The sequence below is a fragment of the Acidobacteriota bacterium genome, from assembly GCA_016208495.1.
In the GTDB taxonomy this organism is placed as follows: Bacteria; Acidobacteriota; Blastocatellia; order Chloracidobacteriales; family Chloracidobacteriaceae; genus JACQXX01.
This window is the reverse complement of the sequence record JACQXX010000051.1, coordinates 1-23,122: the sequence shown is the minus strand read 5'-3', so window position 1 is coordinate 23,122 and position 23,122 is coordinate 1. Positions and strand designations below refer to the sequence as shown.

The 23,122-nt window shown below is 49.8% G+C and carries 19 protein-coding genes; 15 read left to right on the top strand and 4 right to left on the bottom strand.

What is annotated here, in order from left to right; translation table 11 throughout:
- Positions 1-18 precede the first annotated feature (18 nt).
- The 4 genes from HY774_08605 to HY774_08590 all read left to right on the top strand — a co-directional run bounded on the left by HY774_08605 (position 19) and on the right by HY774_08590 (position 3,161).
- Entirely contained in the window at positions 19-897 is an 879-nt protein-coding gene (locus HY774_08605; GenBank protein ID MBI4748538.1) for an ABC transporter ATP-binding protein, read from the top strand.
- Between the two features lie 94 nt (positions 898-991).
- Positions 992-1,894: a hypothetical protein gene (locus HY774_08600; protein MBI4748537.1), complete on the top strand. Its 903-nt coding sequence runs from the start codon at positions 992-994 to the stop codon at positions 1,892-1,894.
- Positions 1,895-1,972: 78 nt separating this feature from the next.
- Positions 1,973-2,797 carry a hypothetical protein gene (locus HY774_08595; GenBank protein ID MBI4748536.1) on the top strand — a complete coding sequence of 275 codons (825 nt, stop codon included), beginning with the start codon at positions 1,973-1,975 and terminating at the stop codon, positions 2,795-2,797.
- Complete coding sequence (locus HY774_08590; GenBank protein ID MBI4748535.1) at positions 2,790-3,161, top strand: hypothetical protein; 372 nt, start codon at positions 2,790-2,792, stop codon at positions 3,159-3,161. Before HY774_08595 ends, HY774_08590 begins: the two co-directional genes overlap by 8 nt.
- 194 nt (positions 3,162-3,355) lie before the next feature.
- Here the strand turns inward: HY774_08590 and HY774_08585 are convergent, their stop codons facing one another.
- The gene (locus HY774_08585; GenBank protein MBI4748534.1) at positions 3,356-3,874 is read right to left on the bottom strand and encodes a hypothetical protein; all 519 of its coding nucleotides are present in this window, start codon (positions 3,872-3,874) and stop codon (positions 3,356-3,358) included.
- A gap of 327 nt (positions 3,875-4,201) precedes the next feature.
- Here HY774_08585 and HY774_08580 point away from each other — a divergent pair, with 327 nt between their 5' ends.
- The 11 genes from HY774_08580 (at position 4,202) to HY774_08530 (ending at position 17,309) form a co-directional block, all read left to right on the top strand.
- Complete coding sequence (locus HY774_08580) at positions 4,202-4,978, top strand: SDR family oxidoreductase (protein MBI4748533.1); 777 nt, start codon at positions 4,202-4,204, stop codon at positions 4,976-4,978.
- Between the two features lie 262 nt (positions 4,979-5,240).
- Entirely contained in the window at positions 5,241-5,834 is a 594-nt protein-coding gene (locus HY774_08575; protein ID MBI4748532.1) for a sigma-70 family RNA polymerase sigma factor, read from the top strand.
- A complete protein-coding gene (locus tag HY774_08570) occupies positions 5,794-8,427 on the top strand; it encodes a FecR domain-containing protein (GenBank protein MBI4748531.1) in 2,634 nt (877 codons plus the stop codon). Before HY774_08575 ends, HY774_08570 begins: the two co-directional genes overlap by 41 nt.
- 96 nt (positions 8,428-8,523) lie before the next feature.
- Positions 8,524-9,222 carry a DUF4386 domain-containing protein gene (locus HY774_08565; GenBank protein ID MBI4748530.1) on the top strand — a complete coding sequence of 233 codons (699 nt, stop codon included), beginning with the start codon at positions 8,524-8,526 and terminating at the stop codon, positions 9,220-9,222.
- A 264-nt stretch (positions 9,223-9,486) separates the two neighbouring features.
- Entirely contained in the window at positions 9,487-10,416 is a 930-nt protein-coding gene (locus HY774_08560) for an ABC transporter ATP-binding protein (protein ID MBI4748529.1), read from the top strand.
- Positions 10,403-11,263: an ABC transporter permease gene (locus HY774_08555; GenBank protein MBI4748528.1), complete on the top strand. Its 861-nt coding sequence runs from the start codon at positions 10,403-10,405 to the stop codon at positions 11,261-11,263. Before HY774_08560 ends, HY774_08555 begins: the two co-directional genes overlap by 14 nt.
- Positions 11,264-11,612: 349 nt before the next feature.
- Positions 11,613-12,539, top strand: a complete 927-nt coding sequence (locus HY774_08550; GenBank protein ID MBI4748527.1) for an ABC transporter ATP-binding protein — start codon at positions 11,613-11,615, stop codon at positions 12,537-12,539.
- Between the two features lie 40 nt (positions 12,540-12,579).
- Positions 12,580-13,458: an ABC-2 transporter permease gene (locus HY774_08545; protein ID MBI4748526.1), complete on the top strand. Its 879-nt coding sequence runs from the start codon at positions 12,580-12,582 to the stop codon at positions 13,456-13,458.
- A 508-nt stretch (positions 13,459-13,966) separates the two neighbouring features.
- Positions 13,967-15,427 (top strand): hypothetical protein, encoded by a 1,461-nt coding sequence (locus HY774_08540; GenBank protein ID MBI4748525.1) that lies wholly within the window; start codon positions 13,967-13,969, stop codon positions 15,425-15,427.
- A gap of 252 nt (positions 15,428-15,679) precedes the next feature.
- Positions 15,680-16,468, top strand: a complete 789-nt coding sequence (locus tag HY774_08535) for an AAA family ATPase (GenBank protein MBI4748524.1) — start codon at positions 15,680-15,682, stop codon at positions 16,466-16,468.
- Entirely contained in the window at positions 16,461-17,309 is an 849-nt protein-coding gene (locus tag HY774_08530; protein MBI4748523.1) for a hypothetical protein, read from the top strand. The genes HY774_08535 and HY774_08530 overlap by 8 nt, the downstream gene beginning before the upstream one ends.
- Positions 17,310-17,321: 12 nt before the next feature.
- On the opposite strand, the gene HY774_08525 is transcribed toward HY774_08530, so the two are convergent.
- The 3 genes from HY774_08525 to HY774_08515 all read right to left on the bottom strand — a co-directional run bounded on the left by HY774_08525 (position 17,322) and on the right by HY774_08515 (position 22,626).
- Complete coding sequence (locus HY774_08525; protein ID MBI4748522.1) at positions 17,322-20,690, bottom strand: CHAT domain-containing protein; 3,369 nt, start codon at positions 20,688-20,690, stop codon at positions 17,322-17,324.
- A gap of 121 nt (positions 20,691-20,811) precedes the next feature.
- Positions 20,812-21,792, bottom strand: coding sequence for a hypothetical protein (locus tag HY774_08520; GenBank protein MBI4748521.1), 981 nt, complete (start codon positions 21,790-21,792; stop codon positions 20,812-20,814).
- A 180-nt stretch (positions 21,793-21,972) separates the two neighbouring features.
- Positions 21,973-22,626, bottom strand: coding sequence for an SGNH/GDSL hydrolase family protein (locus tag HY774_08515; GenBank protein MBI4748520.1), 654 nt, complete (start codon positions 22,624-22,626; stop codon positions 21,973-21,975).
- Positions 22,627-23,122: the final 496 nt, after the last annotated feature.

Sequence of the window (23,122 nt, the reverse complement as noted above, 5' to 3'; positions counted from 1 at the left end):
CGGAATGAGTCTCCACATATGAAAAATCTATCGCCTTGTATTGACGGGCCATTGACCAGTGGTGCCGAGACCCTGGGTCCGGTTTTGATCCTGGATAAAGTCTGCAAAGAATTTCCCATGGATGATGGCAACAAATTTGTGGCGCTCCGGGATTTGTCGCTGACGATTGAAAATATTCGATACAAACCCCAAATTGTCAGCCTCCTTGGACCATCCGGGGTTGGAAAAACCACTTCCTTGCGCTTGATCGCCGGGCTCGACCAGCCGACGAGTGGAAAAGTGCTGATTACCAATGGGGATGGTTCAACCCTGCGTTCGGTTCAGGTGGGCGATGTTGGGGTGGTGTTTCAAAAATATCCGTTATTTGAAGACATTCCAGTGCTGGCCAATCTGGTTGAGCCGGCTGTGCGAGTGGGGAAAATGACTCGTAAAGAAGCCCAGGAAAAAGCACTTCACTTTTTGGATGACTTTGGACTGGTCAAGCAGGGACTGGTCTGGCCAGTCTACCTTTCGGGCGGGCAACGTCAACGGGTGGCCATTTTACAGCAATTGATGATTGACCGGTATTTTATCATCCTGGATGAACCTTTTTCAGGACTTGATCCGATCAGCATTGCCAGTGTTCTGCGGTTGATTAACCAGGTGGCCAACAAACATGAACTCAATACCTTTATTATTATCACCCACGATGTCACCTCAGCCCTGATTATTTCAGATCATGTTTATTTGATTGGCCGGGAACGTGATACTGAGGGGGATCCAATCCCTGGTGCCAGGGTCATCAAATCCTATGACCTGATTGCCGAACATTTGGCATACCATCCTGAGATCGAGGACATCCCCAGATTTTCTGAAATCCGTCGTGAAATAAAAATGGTCGAATTTCCAAAACTGTAAGAAGATAGCTGGAGCCAAGGCGTGAATGTCTGAGTGCGGTCACACATTCAGAGTTTCCAACCAACCCTCTTGAGGAAGTGCGGTGAGTGTCGTTATGCCTGATGAAGAAATCAATTATGTTGCTGAAGTTCTGCAAAGTCAGATCAATTATGCCTTTATCGGCATTATGTGTTTCCTGATGCTGGTGGTAAATTTTTTGGGCTTTGGTGCGCTACTCCTGGCTGGGGAAATTGGATGTTTGTTTATTGCCCAAAATTCCAGAGTTCAGCGCATCATCCGGGCACGCAAAAACAAGGACAAACTTCTTGAAATCGAAGAAGCCGAAGTCACAATTGTCAAAATGCTGCCCCAAAACTACCAGATGGATTTTCATTCAGTTCGAACGCTCTGTGAGGAAATCGAACGAAAATCCAATGAATTGGGACGGTCAAACGCCCAGGTGATATTGGCCAATCTCATCGAAAAACTTTCGTCGTTTCGGTACGACTACGCCCGAATGTTGCGAGCTCACCATTTGCTCTCAACCCGCAATTACCGAAATTTGCAGACGTCACTGACCAGTGAAATTGCACGCGCTGAGCAAGCTGTCGAACGTGAGGAATCTGCGCAGGTTCGTCATGCGTTGAACCAGAACCTTAACATCTTGAAACAGCGACTGGGGCGAATCAAGAAACTCGAAGAACTGGTCCGGCTGCTGGAAGCCCGGTTACAGGTCATCAAAAATTCACTTAGCCTGATTCAGGACGAAGTGTACTCGTTTACCGATGTGACGGGCATTTCTGGCCTGGTTGATACGTTGCTCACCAATTTAAGTATGAGCGACGAATTTCGGTCAGCGTATGAAGAAGTGCTTAGCGCCGAATCAAATTTTTCACGGCTATCGGATTTTGAAGATTCCTCAGATGGTTCGTCGGCCAATTCCTCACTGCCACAGACGGTTGACATGCCGTCAGCCAAATCGCGCACTGCCCGGGATCAAATCCGCCGGGTGAAATGACCGATTTTTTTTCACTCCAGACCCGATTTGTTCAGTCTGTATCTCAAACCTTTAATTCCCAGGATTGAAACAAAGAATATGCCAGATTCAAAACAACCGCCCAAACCCCGAAACACTGACGATATTTTGCGCGAAATGGAAGCCATGGCACAGGGAATCGGAAAACCTGAAGAACCAGTTCATCCCAAACCCGCCAAAGAACCTGGTGCCCTGAAATCACTGCTGGGGTTTTTCGTCAAAATCGTTCCGGAAGAAGAAGATCCACCAGTCAAACCGACTGCGGCGCAAAATGCGCAAACCCAACCAGTAACAAGCAACGCCGGGCAATCTGCTCCATCACGGGTCGGAGATTTGGTGGCCGATGAATCATTTCCAAAATTCACACCTCCGGAACAAACCGCTGATGACCTGTCACAGAAATCCTTTGAAGAGATTTATCGTGAAGCTGGAATCACGGAAAGCCAGTTGAGTGTTGATGAATTGGAAAAGCTGCTGACAAACCCAACCATTGCGGCTCAACCGATGAGCGTCAAAATTATTGCCATCAACCTGGCTCTTTCAGCCAAAGGGGTAACGGTTGATGTTCCAATTGCCGATGCTGTCAGGCGGGACCGGGTCCTTGAATCATATCAAGCCATGCTGCTTGACCGGGCACGTGATGTTGAGCGTCGGAATTCTGAAAAAATCCAACAGATTACGGCTGAAATCGAAGCCTACTTGAAACGCTACCAGGCCGAAATTGACAATCTGCATCTGGAAATCAGCGAGTTGAAACGCCAATCAAAAGATTTTGCGCTTCGACGCGAAGCCGAGGAACAACGGCTGGCCAATCTCATCAGCCCGTTTCTGGAAGGAAAACCCAACCCGGTTTTGATTCACCACCAACCTGAAAGCGATGACTGAACCAACGATGACACTCTATCGCCCGACCGGGCCACAAGAACTTGAACTGGTTCGCCAAAGTGGATTTAAGCGGTGGCCTCCGCGACTACCGGAACAACCGATCTTTTATCCGGTGACCAACGAAGCCTATGCCTGCGAAATTGCCCAAAAGTGGAATGTGAAAGAAAGCGGTGTGGGCTTTGTAACCCGATTTGAGGTCAAGGCCAGCTTTATGAAGCGCTACCCGCCGCAACAGGTCGGCGCCGCCCATCACACTGAATGGTGGATTCCAGCCGAGGACCTTGAGGCGCTCAATGAGAATCTGGTAGGAGAAATCGAGGTGATTCGGGAGTTTCGGGCAGGAGTAGCGAACCAAAGCGAGTAGCGAACCAAAGCGAGTAGCGAACCAAAGCGAGTAGCGAGTAGTTAATCCAAAGAGCGAGTGGCGAGTAGTCAAGCCAAGGTTCTTTTTGAATAAGGCAGTTGATTCAGACTCAATTTACCAAACCTGGAATCCCAGAATTCTGATTTTACTTTTTGTCTGACTACTCGCCACTCGCTACTCGCTACTCGCGCTTTCTATTGCTTGACAAACAAACGCTTGGTGGATTGTGGGCCATTGGGCGTTTCAGCCGTCAGATCAATGGTGACTGATTTGCCATCAGCCGCAATGTGCCATTTGCGGGTGATTTTGATGGTTACTTCTTCTCCAGTAGGAACTGTGAGATGTTCTTCCTGAACAATTTCCAGTTCTTTTCCTTCAGTACTCCATTTTCCTGTTTTGGTGCCTTTGCCTTCAATGGTTTGTCCATCTGGGGTTGGACGAGAGGCGTTGAACTCCACTGACTTGCCATCGAGTTTGTAGGTATCAGTCAATGTTCGCTCACCCTGGTCAGTTTTAATAGTGGTTGCGATGGTTAATTCGTCGCCTTTTTGAGTAATGTTCATGGTCTGTTCCATATCAGGGGGCAGACCTTCACTTTTAGATTTGTCCATGACCCATTTTCCACTCAGGTCAGTTTTTTGAGCGGCGGCGGCGCTCAAACAAATGACCAGTACCAGACCTAATGCAGTTGCTGCAGTTTTCAAACGAAACATGTGAATTCTCCTTCGAATATCGAACCGGAATGATCTTTGAATTGAAGATCGAGTAGTTTTTGGCGACGGTTGGAAGAGTATTTTGTGAAACGTGGTTGTGAAGCGACTCCGAAAACGAACCCGAACCATAAATGTTCAACTCGTTCAACAGAATCCTTTTTTGTGAATTCGGTGGCTGATCATACGGTCTGGCGACAAGACGTGTCTATAAGAACTCAAGCTTGGGTCGAAGAAAACAGGATTTCGTCCGTTTGTATTGCTCGAATCATCGCGCCAAACAACAATGGGGCGATTGATCAATCTTTTATCGAATAAGGAAGTTGCCATATGTCGAATCTTTCATCCCGGTGGAACCTGACCGGGCGCAAAGCACTGGTCACTGGCGGTTCGAAAGGCATCGGGTTTGCCATTGTCGAAGAATTCCTGGGGTTTGGGGCGACGGTTCTTTCCGTGGCTCGGGACGAAGCGGTTTTGGAAAAGAGCGTGTGTGGATTTCGTGAAAAAAATCTTCCGATTCACACCGTGGCCGCTGATGTCGGAACACCTGAGGGGCGAGCAGCTATTTGGGCGGCAGTTGACGAAAAATTGAACGGACTGGATGTCCTGGTGAGCAATGTTGGAACGAACATCCGCAAAAAAGTGCTTGATTACACCACTGAAGAAGTTCTGAGTCTGTTTAACACCAATCTCTTTTCTGCGTTTGAATTGACCCGCGAAGCCCATCCCCGCCTCAAACACAGCGATCAGGCGAGCGTGATCTTGATTGGCTCGATTGCCGGAATGACTGCCTTGCCGACCGGAATCCCCTATGGCGCGACCAAAGCTGCCATGTCCCAGATGGCACGTGGGTTAGCATTTGAATGGGCGGCGGATGGCATCCGGGTCAATGCAATTGCGCCGGGGTTTATTCAAACGCCGTTGACCCATCCAGTCCTGGCCAATCCTCAATTTATGGCGCACTTCCAAAGCCGGGTGCCGCTCAAGCGTCCAGGAGTACCGGAAGAAATCAGTTCGCTGGCTGCCTTTTTGGCCTTGCCAGCGGCGAGCTACATCACCGGACAAACCATTGTGGCTGATGGCGGATTGACAATCCAGTCGCTTTAAGGTGGAAGGACCAAAGTCTGGAATCTGTCGCCAAATTATGTAGCCACCAGTCAAACTGATGTGTAGCCACCAGTTACAAGGTACTGGCTAGCCACCTGCTCCAATCAGGTGGCTAGCCGCTTCCTTGAATCAGTGAAACTGGTACTTTTCAAGTGATCTTTCCCAGTCACCAAATCCCAATTCCCAAAAATCTTTTTTGACAGTTGTTAATAAATTGGCGCGTGGCCCGTTTTACAGGCAAGAACCAAAACTGGAGGGACCCGTGCCAAACATTGCGCTATTGCCACAGCCACACTCGTCTGGACCTTCCGGGACGCTCGAAACACTGTTTCGCGAGCATTCCGAAATGGTTGTGCAGGCGGCGTACCGCATCACCGGCAATTTGGTTGATGCTGAAGACGTCCTGCAGACGGTTTTTCTGCGGCTGGCAAGCCGCGAAGAAAAACTGGACCTGTCACCAAACCCCAAATCCTACCTGTACCGTGCCGCCATCAATGCGGCGCTCGATATCGTCCGCAGCCGAAGCGGCATGTCTTCACTCACACTCGAAGATCAGGTGGCGGATATGGCCGCCGATCAACGTCACAATCCCGAAGCACAACAAGCTGATGCCGAACTTCGCCGGGTGGTGCAGGCCGCAGTTGCACAACTTGGGCGAACTGCCGCCGAACTGTTTGTGCTGCGTTTTTTCGAAGGGTACACCAACGAAGAGATTGGCGACTTGCTTGGAATGTCCAAACTCGTCGTTGCCGTGCTGGTGCATCGGGCACGCGCCAGCGTCAAAAAAGAAATAAAACAATATTTGGAGACACACCATGACACCGAAAAAAGACACCGTGGAATCATTGTTCGATAAGTCCACTTCACAGATCCAGGCGCAGAAAATGACCGGCGCCGAGGTCGAACAGGCAACACAACGAGTGTGGACGCGACTTGGAACTGACACGTCAATTGCCGAGGCGGAATTGACGTCGGTTGACCAAATCCGTACCTGCTCTGACTTTCAGAGTCTGATTCCGGCATATCTGGCCGGACGCCTGACCTCGGCTCGCTCTCTGCTGGTCGAAGACCACACCCGGGAATGTGTTCCCTGCCGTAAGGCGCTCAAAGAAGCCAAAAACGGTTCGCCGCGACGTACCCAACCTGCCGCAGGTCAGATTGTTTCCGGTGCTTTTGCCTGGAAACAATGGTCCTTTGCCGCCTCAGCCCTCATCGGCTTTGCCCTGCTGGGAATGATTATTGCCCAGTTTTTCCTGACCTCAGTTGATGCCGGCACCGCCACTGTGGTTTCAGTGGATGGCGATCTGTATCGAATCGGCGCCACTGACAACCGGCGCCTGGCGGTTGGCGAACGAGTTACGCTCGGCGAGATTGTCCGCACCGGCAATCACTCGCGCGCTCAGGTCCGCCTGTCAAACAATGCCGTGGTTGAACTCAACGAACGGACTGAATTTTCGCTTCGTCAGGCAACTCAAGGCTCAACCATTCAACTGGAACGCGGGTCAATCATTTTGCAAGCTCCGACCAGTGTGAAGGGTGCGCTCTATATTTCAACCGATGATAGCCTGATTTCCGGTAAGGACATGATTTTGGCGGTCAATCATGGCACCAAAGGTTCACGTGTGTCGTGTATTCAAGGCACCAGCACGGTGAGCAATGCCGGGAAAGACCAGCCGTTGCAAGCCGGTCAACAATTCACGACCAGCACTTCGGTTGATACGCTTCCGATTCAGGAAGAAATTTCGTGGAGCAAAGACGCTGACCGCTATGCCAAATTGCTCGAAGGGCTGCAGCACCTGTATCAGGACCTGGATCAGAAAGTGCCGCGTCCTGGTCTGCGCACCACACCGCGCCTGCTGCCGATGCTCCCTGACAATACCGTGTTTTACCTCGCGTTGCCCAACATTGGCGAATCACTGGTGACTTCACAGCAAATTGTCGAAAAACACCTTCAGCAAAACCCAGAACTGGCTGCCTGGTGGAAGTCTGAAAAATCGGCGACCGCCACACCTCAATATAACCAGATTCTGACTGAAATCCGCACGGTCTCAGGGTTCCTGGGAAATGAAATCGTGATTACCGCGGCTGGTGGAAATCAGGTCAAATCGGAACCAGTGGTGCTGGCCGAAGTCAAAGATGAAGCCGGATTGCGAAACTATCTGACCTCACGTCTGGCGGGAACAACCGGAAAATTGGCATTTCAACTCATCTCGGACGCTGAAGTAAAAACACCAGTTACCACCGCGGGTGAACCTGCGCTCCTGGGCTGGATCCACAATGGAACGCTGGTGCTTGCCACCAACCGCGATGCCATCAACCAGGCTGTCAACCGGATGAATGCCCCCAAAGCGGCCCCGGCTGATTCGCTTCTGTCAGCTATTGAAACCGAATACAAATCCGGCGTTGAGTTGATGCTCGCCATTGACCTGAGCCAGATGAACGACGGTGCTGAGGCAAAAGCCAAAGCGGATGGCTCGAAGGCAGTTTCTGAATTCAGCAATTTCAAACACCTGATCGTCAACCTCAAGGAAGTCAACGGCGAAACCAGCAACCGGGCGGTGGTGACCTTCAAACAACCGAAGAAGGGAATGGCCACCTGGATTTCAAGCCCTGGTCCAATGGGAAGCCTGAGTTTTATCTCGCCGGATGCCACCCTGGTTTCAGCTTTCGTGGTTGAAAACCCAGCCGGAATGCTGACCGAATTGTTTAACACGCTCCAGCAGGAAGACCCAACGTTCCTGTCTGAACTGCAGGCCCTCGAAGCCAAACACGGACTGCGCATCCGCGAAGATTTCGCCGCTTACTTCGGTGGTGAAGTGGCTTTTGCCGTGGATGGTCCGATGCTCCCAACCCCAGCCTGGAAACTGGTTCTGGAAGTCAATGATCCGGTCAAACTCCAGGAAAGCTTTGCCAAAGCGATTGTGGAAGTGAATTCGGTGATCAAACCGGAAGAAAACCTGACCTTTCGTCTTGATTCAACAACGGTGGACGGTCAGGTGTACTACACGGTGCGCAAAAATGGCACTGCCGAAGTCACGACCTACACGTTTGCTCACGGGTATATGATTGCCGCTCCAAGTCAATCACTGGTGTCACAGGCGCTGCGGTACTATGAATCAGGTATTTCACTGATGAGCGCACCCCGCTTTATGGCCGCGCTTCCCAAAGACGGCAACACCAATTTCTCGATGATGATGTACCAGAACCTGACGCCAATGCTCACGCAGTTTGCTGACTCATCCAACGCGAAGAAACCGGAAGGTCTGAAACTTGGCGCAATGGCCGCCGCCGCTTTGCCGACCCTGGCTTATGCCTACGTCAACGACGACCGGATGATCTTTGCCCTCGGTGGTGATGGCATCATCAAACTCAGCCCAACCAATCTGTTGACCATTCCTGGTTCAATCGGTTTGCAGGCGCTGAAAGGCCAGCCCGACAAAGCAAAATAGTCAGTACCAACCTGCGTCAGCGGGTGGGATAAAAATCAAACGAGACCCATCTGGACCAGATGGGTCTCCCGACTTTTTAGAACAGAAAAGCTTGTCATGACATCAATTCGCAAACAGGCCAGAGTGGCAGGGTTTATCTATTTGCTCCTTGTACTCGTGGCGCCGTTTCGCCTCATTTATATCCCCACCACACTTTTTGTAAAAGGAAACGCAACCGTGACGGCCAGCAACATTGCCGCTCACGAGTTGCTTTTTCGTCTTGGGATAGTCGGTGACTTGTGTTGTGGCGTCATCTTGACGTTCCTGGTGCTGGCGCTTTATCGGTTGTTCAAGAACGTAGACCAGAACCTGGCGGTACTGATGGTGGCTTTGGGCGGGGTGATTCCCGCCACAATTGACTTCGTCAACGTGATGAATGATGCGGCGGCCTTGATACTCATTCGCGGCGCTGATTTCTTGTCGGTGTTTGATAAACCACAACGGGATGCCCTGGCCATGCTGTTCCTGCGGTTACATCATCAGGTGCTCGTTGGCGCTGAGATTTTGTGGGGACTCTGGCTTTTTCCACTGGCAGTTCTGATGTTGCGGTCGGGTTGGTTTCCACGCATTTTGAGTTACTGGCTGATCCTCAACGGGTTTGCTTATCTGGCGATGAGCTTTTCAGGATTGTTATTTCCGCAGTACGAGAATTTTATTTCGAACATTACCTTCCCGGCGCTTCTTGGTGAAATGGCAACGATGTTGTGGCTCTTGATTATGGGGGCAAAAGAGCCGAAAGTGGATGCCGCCGATTAGGGTTCCGGGTTTTCGGAAGGGATGAGGGATGAAACCAAGGGATGAGGGATGAAGGATGAGGGATGAAACCAAGGGATGAGGGATGAAGGATGAGGGATGAAACAAATCCTTGTCACCTTGTCATCCTGTCATCTTGTCATCCCGTTAGGGTTCCGGGTTTTTAAAAACCCCACCCGCTAACGCAGATGGTACTGACTACTCGCTACTCGCTACTCGCTACTCGCTACTCACTATTTCGCTACTTCGCTACTTCGCTACTAACTTATGAGTGTACTTTCGCTTGAGAATCTGAGTGTTAAACTGGGCAAACGGCTGATTCTGGATAACTTAACCAGTGAATTCAGTGGTCGGACCGTGGGACTGCTTGGGCCGAATGGCGCCGGGAAAACCACCCTCATCAACACGTTGCTTGGGTTTTATCACCCAACCAAAGGCCATGCCCGGCTCTTTGGTCACGATATCGTCAAGGAAAACCGCAAGATCCGCGCGCTGGTCGGTTATATGCCGGAACGGGATGCGTTTATTGCCGGAATGTCCTGCGTCGGGTTTGTGGCCATGATGGCTGAACTGTCAGGGCTTCCGCCGAGAGTGGCGCTCGAACGGGCCCATGAAAGCCTGTTTTTTGTCGGCCTGGGGGAAGCCCGCTACCGGACGATTGATACCTTTTCCCTGGGGATGAAGCAAATGGCCAAATTGGCCCAGGCGATTGTCCACGGGCCGCAATTTATTATCCTCGACGAACCCACCAACGGGCTCGATTACCCATCCCGCAAACGCATGCTGGAGCTGGTACGCACGATTCGCGACAGCGGCCAGGCGTGCATTTTGCTGTCTTCACATTTATTGCGCGACGTCGAAGAATCCTGCGAAGAGATTGTCATTCTCAAAGAAGGCAAAATTGTCGTGCAGTGCAATTTGGAAGCCGAGCGCAAAGCCAATTTAAAATTCATCGAAATCGAACTGGGCCAGCCCAACGGACCATTTGCCGAAGGACTGAGCCGGCTTGGGTGTGAATGGGCGTTGATCGGAGAGCGGCGGGTCAAACTGGTATTGCCGCCCGGTGTGGAAATCCGGGATTTGTACCAGATTGCCGCGGATCGGCAGCTTCATATCCGCCGGTTGAATTACAAACGCGACTCGCTGGAAGATATTTTTATGAAGGCAATGGAGGTGACCCCCAATGGCAGTTTATGATCAGTCCTACCTTACCTATACTGGGCCATTGACGTCGCCCTGGAAGCGGTTTTTGATTTTGCCCCGCTATGCCTACCGGGCGGTTTTTCAATCAAAGCTGTTTATTGTGCTCTTTATCATATCGCTGGTTTTTCCACTCCTGGCCAGTATTTGGGTTTATTTGCATCACAATGCCGAGGCAATGGCCATTTTGAACCTCGACTTGAGGGATTTGATTCCGATCAACTGGCGCTATTTTTATGTCGTGGCGCAGTTTCAAAGCAGTTTCGCGACCCTGCTGACCTTGATGCTGGCGCCGACACTGGTTTCAAAAGATGTCGAAAATAATGGGTTGGCGCTCTATCTCAGTCGTCCATTTTCGCGCCTTGAATATGTGCTGGGCAAAATGTCGGTCGTGTTAATTCTGCTTTCCGCGGTCACCTGGGTGCCCGTGTTGCTGTTGTTTCTCTTTCAAGGATATATGGCCGGACCAGGCTGGATCATTGAAAATTTGAGACTGGGAATGGCCATTGTGGTTGGCTCCTGGGTCTGGATTTTGACCCTGTGCCTTGGGTCGCTGGCGCTTTCGGCCTGGATCAAGCGGAAAATTACCATTCAGGGCGTCATGATCGGGTTTTATTTTGCCACCGCTGTCTTTGCCCAGGTCATCAATCAACTCTTTGAAACCAAATGGGGATACCTGTTTAGTTTGAGCGAAGCCATGGGGTCGCTCTGGTATGGGCTCTTTGGGCAAACCAATCGAATGGACCTGCCCTGGGCGGGCTCCGGTTTCACCATTATCGTGTTTTTTATAATTTCACTTGGGTTGCTATCCCGTAAAATCCGAGCCTATGAAATTATCAATTGAGCGAAGTAGCGAAATAAAGCGAGTAGCGAGTAGCGAGTAGCGAGTAGCGAGTAGTCAACCCAGAAAAAGCTATAGATGATATACAGAGTGGTAGTTCAATGTTAGCTAAGGAAGGAATATGCAAAAGTTCGAAAGATCTGGTTTTTCCTGAAAAAAGTTTCCATGACAACATTCCTATAACTTCTTTTAATGTGTATCAATTACAGCCAAAAGTTTGTTTTTTCCGTACGGAAAAGACCGTTAGAGTCAGTATTCGTACAAGTTCAATGATTTTGATAGCTTACATGAATAAATTTTCTCAATTCTCAATTCTCAATTCTTCATTCTTCATTCTCAAAGGTTCTCACTGATGAATGCAAATCAGATTGTTTTTGATGATATCTCGAAATTTTACGGGGAAGTGCTCGGAGTCAATCGGGTGAATTTGTCGCTTGGTCCGGGCATTACCAGTTTTGTCGGGCCGAATGGATCGGGAAAAACCACCTTGATGAACCTGATGACGGGCCTGCTCAAACCGACTCGCGGAAAGATCTCCGTGCTGGGAATCACACCCGACCATCCAGAAAAGTTGTTTCGGATTTTGGGGTATTGTTCGCAGTTTGACAGCTTTCCCAGTGGCATGACCGGGCGCGAGTTGATTTATTCGTTTTTGCTGGTGCATGGCTTTGCCAGGACCGAAGCTGCCGAAATGACTCAAACTGCCCTTGAACAAGTCAATCTGACTGACGCCGCCGACCGAAAAATCGAAGGCTACAGCAAGGGCATGCGCCAGCGAATCCGGCTTGGTCAGGCGATTGCGCACCGTCCACGGGTGTTGATCCTGGATGAACCGCTCAACGGACTCGACCCGCTCGCCCGTGCCGAAGTCATTGCCATCTTCCGCCAGTGTGCCCAACAGGGAATGTACCTGATTTTATCGAGTCATATTCTGCACGAAGTGGACCTGCTCTCGGATTCTGTGGTCCTACTCAATAACGGCTATATCGTGGCCGAAGGCGATGTGTCAGGCGTCCGCAGTGAAATCCCCGATTTCCCGCTTCAAATTACAATCCGCTGTGGCGAACCATCGCTGGTCGCCTCGAAATTGTTTGGCGCCCCACACGTGATGGAAGTCCGACTCCATGATGATCGCGGCGGAATGATTGTCAAAACCCGCAATCCCGACCAGTTTTATGAAATGTTTACCCAGCTTGTGATTGAACATAAACTGATCGTTGAATCAATTGCCCCATTTGATGACGACTTGCAAGCCGTGTATCAGTATTTGATTCGGTAGTTATTTAAAATGAGCATTTCAGTACCACCGTGGAGGATTCGTGAGCAGCACACCAGTACAGGTTAATTCAATGGAACAAATTGCACAGGTTGAAACAGCCCACCCGGCAAGCAGTTGGATTCGGCAAATTTTGGCGATTTTCCGGCTTGAAACTCAGAAATTTTTATGGGGACGGCGGGCGCTTCTGATGTATGCCCTGGCGGTGTTGCCAGTGTTTATACTGGTTTTGATGGTTTCGTTCCCATTCACTTCAGCCAGACTGACCAATTCGGTCATTGCCACCGAAGTTTTTGCCTGGATGTTTGAAACCTTGATCCTGCGAATTATGGTTTTCTTTGGCTGTGCCTGGATTTTTATGAACCTCTTCCGCGGGGACGTCGTGGACCGGTGCCTGCATTATTATTTCCTGTGTCCAGTTCGACGTGAAATTCTCGTGGTCGGAAAATACATTTCCGGGGTCGTCGCCGCCATTGGATTATTTGGGACCTCAACCGCCGTTTCATTATTTTTACTGTATGTACCACGCGGGTTTACTCAGGGGATGGACTATCTGCTCAATGGTCCAGGATTCAAACAGGTCGTGCTGTATCTTGGCATTGTGGTATTTGCCTGCGTTGGGTATGGGGCCGTGTTTTTGCTGGTCGGATTGATCTTTCGAAACCCCATTTTTCCAGCAATTGCTTTTCTTGGCTGGGAAATGATTGGGTTTTTATTGCCGCCAATTCTCAAGAAACTGAGCGTTTTGCATTACCTCAAATCCTTAACCCCAGTTCCCCTGTCTGAAGGGCCATTTGCGATTGTGGCTGAGCCAACGCCGGCCTGGATTTCAATTCCTGGTTTGCTGATTATGACGGCCCTTACCCTCGCCCTGGCCTCGGTGCTGTTACGCCGCATGGAAATCCGCTACGGAGGAGAATAGGAAATGAATAAAGTGGGGAGTGGTGCCAGTTAAGGGTTAAAGCGGTTTTTGGTTCTCAGCCCAGGAACTGGGCGGAATAATCAAAGCCTCGGGTGGAATGAGCGTCAGCGAATGGAATCCGTGGTGCCCAGCACCGGTCAGTGTGGCCTGGGCGGCGGAATTCATCTCCACCGATTCTGTTTTCCACGGATTCCGCTACGCTCCACCCGAGGCTTTAAGCCATGTCACCCGCTTCGCGGATTCAAAACCGTTCTTTTTTTCAACTCTTAACTGGCACCACTCCCCACTTTATTCATTCTCAATTCTGCATTCTCAATTCTGCATTCTTCATTCTTGATCTGTTGTGCTATTTTCATTGCGCCGCTGTGCTGAACGTGTTGAACTATGCTAGGTTTGGACAGTTCTAATGCAGCACTTGCACCACCTCTACGCAGAGACCATCTTCGATAAGAACAAAGGGAGGGCGTGATTACCGGTTTTCGAACCGGGACATCTGCGCCGGTTTGCTATGAACAGTATCGCAGAATTTGTCGCCGCCATTGATGATAGTTCGGTTCTACTCTCTCACTGCCTGGAGCGCCTGGCGGTTCGCAATAATCAGCTAGCGGATTCCTATTTTGAACAGGTCGCGATCCATACCGACACCATCGCCCTGGCGGCTGAGCGGTTTGGCCACCAACTCAAAAGCCATCCCATGCCGATTTATGACGAAATTGCCGTGGCGATGATGATTGATTTGGGCGAGCTGGTCCGGGTGGCCGGGTGGCGATTAAGCGAAGTGGAAGATGATTTTTTTGCCAAGCTTCGGCAAAGTCTAGGTGAAGCGTCAGCCATTTTTCGTGGTTTGGCTGCCCGGGCCCAGGGGTTTGAGCGGGGGATCGTGCCGGCCCAGGCGATTCCAACGATCAATCTGCTTCGCAAGGTCATGGAAGTCCCGTCGCGTACCGAACAACTGGCGGCGCTCTCAGCCGAACCACCGCCCCGCGAAAGCTTCCCGCATGACGACCCGTTTGATTTATTGACGATTGGTGAAGACGATATCGGGAATTTTCTGGAAGGGATTGGCGAATCACTGGACAGCACGCTGGATGGGGCGTTTCAAGGGGATGAAGCTCAGACCGAACAGGATGACGAAACCGTTCGCGAACTCTTTACCGAAATCGCCATGGTTTTTGTCCGACCGATGCGTGAGTTTGTCGCCCAGGTCCGGCTTGGTCGTGGAGGTCGTGACTGGATTGAACCCTGCCTGGCTGCCTGCAAATCGGTTCGAAGTGCGGCCCAGGGGGTTGGCTACAACAGTCTTTCAGGTCACCTGGAAGAATTTGAAGCTGTTTTGCGCAAGGCTGAGAACTCGTACGGAAACGATATTGATACTGATGCCTTGCTGCGCATTGAAATCACGGACGCCTATTCCGAGCTTGAAAATTTCCTTCCAAAAGTCTTTTCAATTCCTGACGATTTAAACACGCCGGAATCGGTCATCATCAGCTCGATTCTCAAGCAAGTTCAGGGCGTGGGTCGCCCGGCGATTCGTCGCCTGTTTTCGGCTGGAGTCTCGACGCTGTCGGCGTATGTCACGGCCAAACCGTCGGATATGGCCGCCGCCGCCGGGTTGCCGCTGGCGGTTGCCGAGCGGATTGTGGAACGCTTCCGGCGCTATGCAACTGAACCCCGCCACCGCATGACGGTCGAAGATGCCCACCTGGCACGCATTCACGTGATTCAATCAATTGTGAACGAACTGCATTCAGAACAGTCGCGGTTCCTCGAAGCCGTTTCAAAAGAATGGCAAGATCCCAACGAAGCGCCCGCCAAGAATGAAAGCCGGCGGCGGCGGCAGGAAATCATGTGGGAAGTAACGGTCGTCCTGGCTGAAATGGGCGATACCGACCTGATTGACAAACTGATTCGCCTGCCGTTTGATCGCCGCATTGAACTTCTCGAAGAACGGTTGGCCGAATTGATCTGATGAGCTGAGCGGTGGATCAAACGTAAGTAGTGAACAGGAAACACAAAGAGCGAGACGATTTCTTCGTCTCGCTCTTTGTGTTTTTACAAGCTGTGAGGAGGTTGATTGGTTAGCTATGCTCAATGAGCAAATACCTGTATTTCTTAAAAAAATAGGCTTAATTCTGTCAAGTTTTATTAAAATTAGTTGTAATTTTTTATTTAACTTTCTAAATTAGGTTCTATTCTATAAAGACTTTGAAGATTTATTTTCATGATGAACTCCCCTTTTTCAATCAGTCCAAACCCGGCATACCTTTACCTTACCCCTTCGCTCAAGGCGGTTCTCCATAAAGTCCGGTTTACCATTGATCGCCGCCAGGGACTTACTTGTGTGCTTGGAGATATTGGAATGGGAAAATCAAGTGTTTTGCGTTTGTTGTATGGAGAATATGCGTCTCGGGAAGATTCGCTCGCGGCATTGATTCCAACACCCTCGTTCGCTTCTGACTTTGCCTTTTTGAAAGCATTGTGCGGTGAGTTTGATATTTTGCCCAAACGGTCCCTGTATGATCAGGAACAGGCATTTCGAGGGTTTTTGGTTGATTCTTTCGAAAAAGGTACCAATGTAGTTTTTTTCATCGACGAATCCCAACGACTCAACCCTAAGATGTTGGAATTGATTCGCACAATGTTAAACTTTGAAACCAATCAGGCTAAGTTGATTCAATTTGTATTAGCAGGCCAAATTGAACTCCGAGAGAATTTACTTGACCCATCTAAAAAAGCTATCCGCTCCCGAATTTTTGCTCCTTCAACACTAGATCCTCTCACTCTTGGGGAAACCCGTGCCATGATTTCTTTCCGGTGTGAACATGCTGAAATTAAGAATCCTTTTTCTGATCTCCAAGTAGACAAGATCTATGAAGTCTCAGGCGGTATTCCTCGTGAAGTCCTTAAGATTTGCCATGTAGCACATGAGCTGTCTTTATTACAGGGAGAAAAAACCGTTTCTCTCGAAACCGTAAATCAAGCTATTTCGGAGGCGGTGTTCCATGTCTGAGAAGAAATACACTGGCTTTGCCGCTCTATATGCACTTGACCAAAAATCCAATAAAAAATCCAGCCGTGACCCGCTAGCTGTTCATCCGGGTGTGACTACGAAGAAACAAAATGGTGGACAGCAAGAGGCTCAAGTAGGTGGACAGCCAGTCATTCTGGTGGACAGCATGCTGTCCACTACTCAACCTGCGGTGGACAGCATGCTGTCCACCACTCAAAGCAGTGGACAGCAAAAGGCTCAAAATAGTGGACAGCAAATAAAGTCAAGGCCAGGTGATCGCCATCAACGTAAGCATGAAACAATTCGAATAAATGAAGATATCCTTAAAAGAATCAATGTTTTCTGTGCTCAATTTGGTATTACAAAACAAGAATTCTGGGAAACGCTTGCTGTCCACCACTTCGAACGATTCGACAAAAAGCTGTCCACCAGCTTTGATAAAGTGGTGGACAGCATGCTGTCACATGATGACATGATGATATTTAAAACACATGACGATATCATCAGGCGGTATGAAACGTACACAAACCAACAATGGACCCGGCGTGATGATCGGGAGGGAGCCCCGTACAACACAATAGACATTCGGTTACTTGAAATTGCATTTATCTCCACTATAGAAAAGAAATTGAGAGGGACAACTGGAAAACAACCGATAAAAAGTTTTAATTACTTTACAAATGAAATTGATTTCCTCATTGATCAACAAAAAAATGGTGCACTCCCAGCCAATCTTGATGAGTATCACCGATATGTGCTTAGCACGTGGGAAAAACGAATCAAACCGCTACGAGACTCAAAATGGGAGAATTCTTTACGGGCGTCAATTCCAAAACGGTAATCCCGATAAAAACTAAAATTCTCCCTGGACAATAAATGGCGCCCAGTAAAACGGGGAATTCCAGGCTTTCTGGCCCATTAACTCGATTTGGGCTTTGCGAAGCGCCGCCGCCGGGCGGAGTTTTTCAGTCAGCAGCCCGCGATAAAAACGCTTCATTAATTCAGAAGTGCCCTGATCGCTCACGCTCCAGAGACTGACAACGACCGATGGGGCACCGGCATACATAAACCCACGCGTCAGGCCAATCAGACCTTCGCCGCGAATTTCTTTTCCAAGCCCGGTTTCGCAGGCGGAAAGCACGACCAGTTGGGCCGCCAGATCGAGGTTATAGACTTCCATCATCCGCAAAAATCCTTTTTGACGGTTGCCTTTTTCATCCACCAGCGAGAGAACAAGAGCGGAAAATTCGGGATGTTCGGTATCAAGCAGGCCGTGGGTGGCAAAATGGAGGTACTGGTATTTTCCAATGTCAGCCGTGGTGACTTTTGTATGGTTGGCGGCAAAATCGAGGAACAGGCTGGTTTTTGCCGCTGTCGCCAGCGTGCGGATTTCGGTGGCTTCCTGGCGTGTGAAGGGAAGTCTGACAATTGAGAATTGACCGTCCGCTTTGACCACCGGGGTCAATTGCCGGAGCCGGTTTATCTCAACTGGTTCAGTGCGCGGGGAATTGCTCTTTTCCGCCACGAGAGGAAACCGTTTCAGGACCTGACGAAGTCGTGGATCGCTCACTTCAAAAACCGGATCGGCAAACACGGCGACCAGTTTGTCAGAATCAGCTTTGGGTTTGTTGGTGGCTTCCGCACGCAGCACCGCCAGGGTTGAGGCTGACGGCAAACTCACCAGTTCGTGGCGAACCACCAGCGGAGTGGCTTCACCCGAAACTGTTCCTTTTCCAATCGGTTCCGGCAATGCGGCAAAGGGAATGTATTGTAATACCCCATCAGCCACAATCAGTAGCCGATTGGTACCCAGATGGGCCGCCACCGGTGCCAGGATCAAATTACTTAATTCGGCAGCGGCGGTGCTCAATTCCTGCTCTGCCTGTTTGATCCGGTCGCCACGTTGATCGCGCAGAAGATGGGCCGGAAGCTGGTTCCGGGTCAGCAGGAGATTGCGCACCTTTTTGACTGCGGTTGCAATTATTTCCTGCTTTGGTAGTTCATACCAAAAGACCTGGGTTGGGCTGATTGCCCAGACAAAGCTCTGTTCACTCCCAAGTGAGTATTCAAGCAGGAGACTGCCAGATTCAACGACGCTCTTTTGGATTTCTGAAAGGGTGAGTGGTTCCGGTTGAGTCAGCGCCGCATAGCGGGGGCTTTGTTTCCGAATCTTTGAAAGGAGCGATTCATATTCAAGGACCAGGGTATCAAGGCTTTTGCGTTCTTCGGCTTGAACTTCAGCCGGTGCATTGCCATTGGTTAGGCGGGTCAGGCGCTCACTCTGGTCAGCCAGATTTTGTTGGAGTATTCGTTCCTGTTCAAGCAGTTCTGGATTTACCCCTTGCCGGATACGGGCTCTGGTTTCGGTCAGTATGTCGAGCAGGCTGCGGGCACGGGCGCGTTCGTTGACGTTAAATGCCTGGCGGTTATAGCCGGCTGCCGGGTTGGCCTGGTGGAGCTTCATCAAAAGCTGAATGTAGAAATGATAGTATCTCTGGACTTTGCCAATAAACGAAACGCGTAAATTCTGATTTCGGAAGCTGGCGCGGGTTGATTCGACCAGTTGCAGCACCTTTTCAATCGCGGTTTTGCTTTTTTCAAGGTTCTTTTCAGATGATTCCAATTGCGCCAGATAATAAAAAAACTGGGCTTCGAGCAGTTCATTTCCCTGAGCTTGAACGAGTTCCAGCGCCCGGCTCATGCTGGATCTGGCCTCGGAATACTTTTTCATGGCGAGATAAACCTGGGTCAGCCCATCCAGGGCTTCAATGATCATCAGTGTATTTGAGGCACTTTCTCCAATTTTGAGGGCTTGCGAAAAGAATGGTTCGGCTTCTGCGATTTTTCCTTGATTGAAGTGAAATATCCCAAGAGCACTGAGTATATTGGCTTCACTTCGCCGGTCTCCGATTTTGCGGCTCAGTAGGAGAGCTGCGTCCAGATTTGTCAGGGCTTGTTGTGGGTCGTTCTCTTTTTGCGTGGTGGCCAGTGCCAGGAGAACATTGGCTTCTGCCCGAAGATCGTTTAATTCCCGGATCAATCCCAGGCCCTGCTGATAGAGTTGTACGGCGGTTGCTGGATCACCCAGATTAATATACTCACGACCCATACTGATCAGGGTAAACGCCTGACCTTTTTTGTCATCTCGGTCACGTAAAACCCTGAGAGCCTCCTCAAAATGATCCAGGGCTTTTTGAGTCTCTCCGATTGTTCCATAAGCGACCCCCATATTGAGTAACAGGGCGCCCGAATTCCCCATATCATCCGTTTCACGCCGCAGGTCCAACGCTCGCTCGTGATACTTAACTGCTTTATGATTCTCACCGAGATTTCGGTAGACCACACCCAGATTGCTGTAGGCCACGGAAAGACCCAGTTTGTGATTGATAGATTGAGCCATGGAAATCGCCTGCTGCAAGGCTTCAATCGCTTTTTGGGGCTGACCAAACGTGTTGTGCAGCGTGGCAATATCAATCAGGATTGAGGTGGCCAGGTGTTTTTCATTCAGGGCCAGCAGCAACGGCAGTACCTCTTGATACCGTTCAAATGCTTTTCTTGTCTGACCAGTTTTGTTGAGTTGCCGCGCGATTTCAATCAGCGTGGTGACTTCCCAATGTTTGTCTTGAATGGCCCGAAATCGCACCAGCAACGGGTCAAACAGGTCCAGGGCTTTGAGCTTGCCCTTGGGGTCCGTCCCATCAGCCAGATCCTTCGCCTCCATAAAGCTTCGAATCGCCGCCGCGCGTTCAACATCGGCTGGCTGGGCTGGGCGAATATCAACCACCCGGATTTCGTACTTGCGGGGCCGATTGTGTGGCGTGCCATCCATCGTGACGGTGATGAGGAACGTTCCAGTTGTTTCAGCCAGAAACCCGACGTACTCGGTTGAGCCGACATCATAGGCACTCTCAATTTCCAGGACTGGTTTCCCGGCAGGATCCGTCAGCGAAACATACAGCTTGATTTCTTTTTGTTCGACTTCCAGTTCCAGATATTGACCCTGGCTGAGGGTGAGTTCGAAGGTGTTTGATTCGTCATTGGTGAGGGTTCGTTCAAGTTTGGACCCAGCCGACAACACCGCCGTGATTTTGGGTTTTTCTTGCGACGGCGGACCTGTTTGCGAACGGCTGATGGTGGGATGTGCCATCGTCACCATCCCAACCGATTGAACCAGCAGAAGAACCATGGCCAAACCAGTGCGAAACAGTGCGGGAAATTGCATAAGAAACTCCAGAGAGTGAAACCTGAAAACCTGAAAGCACACGAGGGTTGTGAACCAGTCGAGCTTACTCTAAAACTGACGGTTTGCGAACCAGAAGTGAAATTTTGGCAATGGTTTGCCATCACGCTTCGTGCCAGTCGTGACCACAATATCGGCATTGTTTTGAGACTGGTGTTCGGGTTGCTTTCGAACAACGAGGGCACTGATTTAGAATAAATCGCCTGGGGTAGTCAGTTTTTAATCGCTGAACAAGTCTTTCGGTAAAAATATCAATTCCCTGGTTGAGAATTCTCAAATGATCTGGATTGCGAGTGATCCAAATACAACCACTTTCTTCGGTGATATATTGTGTAAAAGCAATTTCCCGTTCAGTTGGTGTCAGAAGCTTTTCAAAGAATTTGCAAATATACTTCAGGGTTTCATTGAGATCCTGAACTTCTGTGACCGGTCCGGTTGCCGCATCAGTCGAGTAGCTGGCTGAATCCTGATTCAAAATCAATTTCTTCTCGAAGGCTAAAATTTGCTGTCGAAACACATCAGGCTCAAGTTCCTGAAATTTTTGGATTTCGCTCAGTGCTTCGGAGAAACGACGCACCCGGCGGAGCAAATCAACCCTGACCACCGAATCGAATTGGACGCGCCGGTCAAGCCATTCTTTCCGGGTGGCTCGTGAAATGAGGTCCAGTGCCTGATTGCGACCGAAAATAGCGTTTTGCTCTTGCCCATCATCATCACAACACCAGGCGGCAAAAATGGACTGCCAGGCTGCGTGAAGATTCTTTCCGGAGTGCTCTAAAATCATTGAGGCACACAAAAACTGATTGGCCAGGTCAGAAAAATTTGGATTGGTGCGCTGCTCCTGGTAGGTTGATTGATTGAGAAACGTTTGGACTCCGGCTTCGGCTGTGGCGATATCAGGCGCACAGTAATTACAATTTGGACAGGTTTGAACCCAAAAGGGCATGGTTGATCGCTTCATTTCTCCTGGTCGGCCATCGAGGTCTGGCGCAAACCCTTGATTGGTACTCGTCAGGATGTCTTGTTCGGTCATAAACCCACAACATCCACACTGGTAATTTGTAACTTTTTGAAAAGTCGTCATTGTTATCCATCCTTTTCAGCGGTACTGCTGGTCTGAGCGGAAAACACGTTACGCGTTCCTCATCGCTTATTTCCAGAAAACTCACCCTATTTCGCAATGAATACCTCGTATTAGAAAATAGTCAAGTAATTCAATAAAAAGAGTTTAGCGAACTACTGACTACTGACTACAAACTGGTATTTAGCCACTCGTTTTCCATTCAACCCCGAAGATTTCAGATTTATTGGTGTGAAATTCAACATTCCGGAGCATGGTGGCAATCGCTCCGGCGATTTTGCGTCCCCCCTGGGCCGAAGGTTCAATCGCGTTAGTAAAATCGGTTTCTTCGGTACACACCATCCGCAAATCAATCACCGGAATGTTTATTCGAACAGCACACCGGACAATACAATCATTAAACAATGCCAGCGTGGCCAGCACCGCCTGTTGCCACTTTGGGTCAGGAAACCGTGGATTATAGACGGTGCAGACCGCCACCGGGCACTTGAAAGATTGGGCCGCCGTGAGCATTTCAAGGTAGTCAATTTCAAACTCTTCAATGATTTGATAGAGTTTTTCCATGGCTTCAGCCGTGGTTGTGACACACTCCATCAGGACTGGTAAGTACCTCAGCGCATTATTTCCACCAGCGCTGATGACCAGAAAACTGGCCGTGGTTGGCACCAGTTCCAGTTGCCTGACGACATCCTGGGTGGTGTGCCCATCAACTGCCAGAAGCGTAACCTGCCAGTCCTCAGCAACCAGTTCGCGTAAATGCACACACATTTCAGGCCCGTTATAGGCCCAGGCACTATTGTCTAAAATTGAATCGCCAAGCAAAACCAGATGATTCACGGGGCTCCTTCAGGTTCAGAATTGAGGAAAGCAGGTTTTCATTCAGGAAGATGGCTTTACCGCTTCCTGGCAAATTGCGATTTTTTCGGCTGATTCGGCGGTTGAGCCTTCAGCCATCCTTCTCGACACAAGGCACAGTACACAACGGCGGCTTGATATTCATCCTGGATTTCACAACCTCCTGAAACATAAGTATTTGCAAAGGGAAATTGCCGGTTCAACTCAACGATCTTTGGGGTGAGGTTCAACAATCCATACCGGATCGGAACTTCATCGGCCAGCAGTTGACACCGATGAACCGGGCAAATTCCAAAAATTTCATTGTGGGTCAGGTCAAACTGATCAAGGTGAAAACCAGCAATTCTTTGTTTGAATAAAAAAAGGTCAATTCAGAAAGAGAAGTCCAGGTGAAGGCGGAAGAACAAAGAGAAGAAGAAGGCAAAGGAGGCGAAAGGAAGAGGAAGCAGGAAGAGCGGGAAGGAGGAAAAGCCGAACG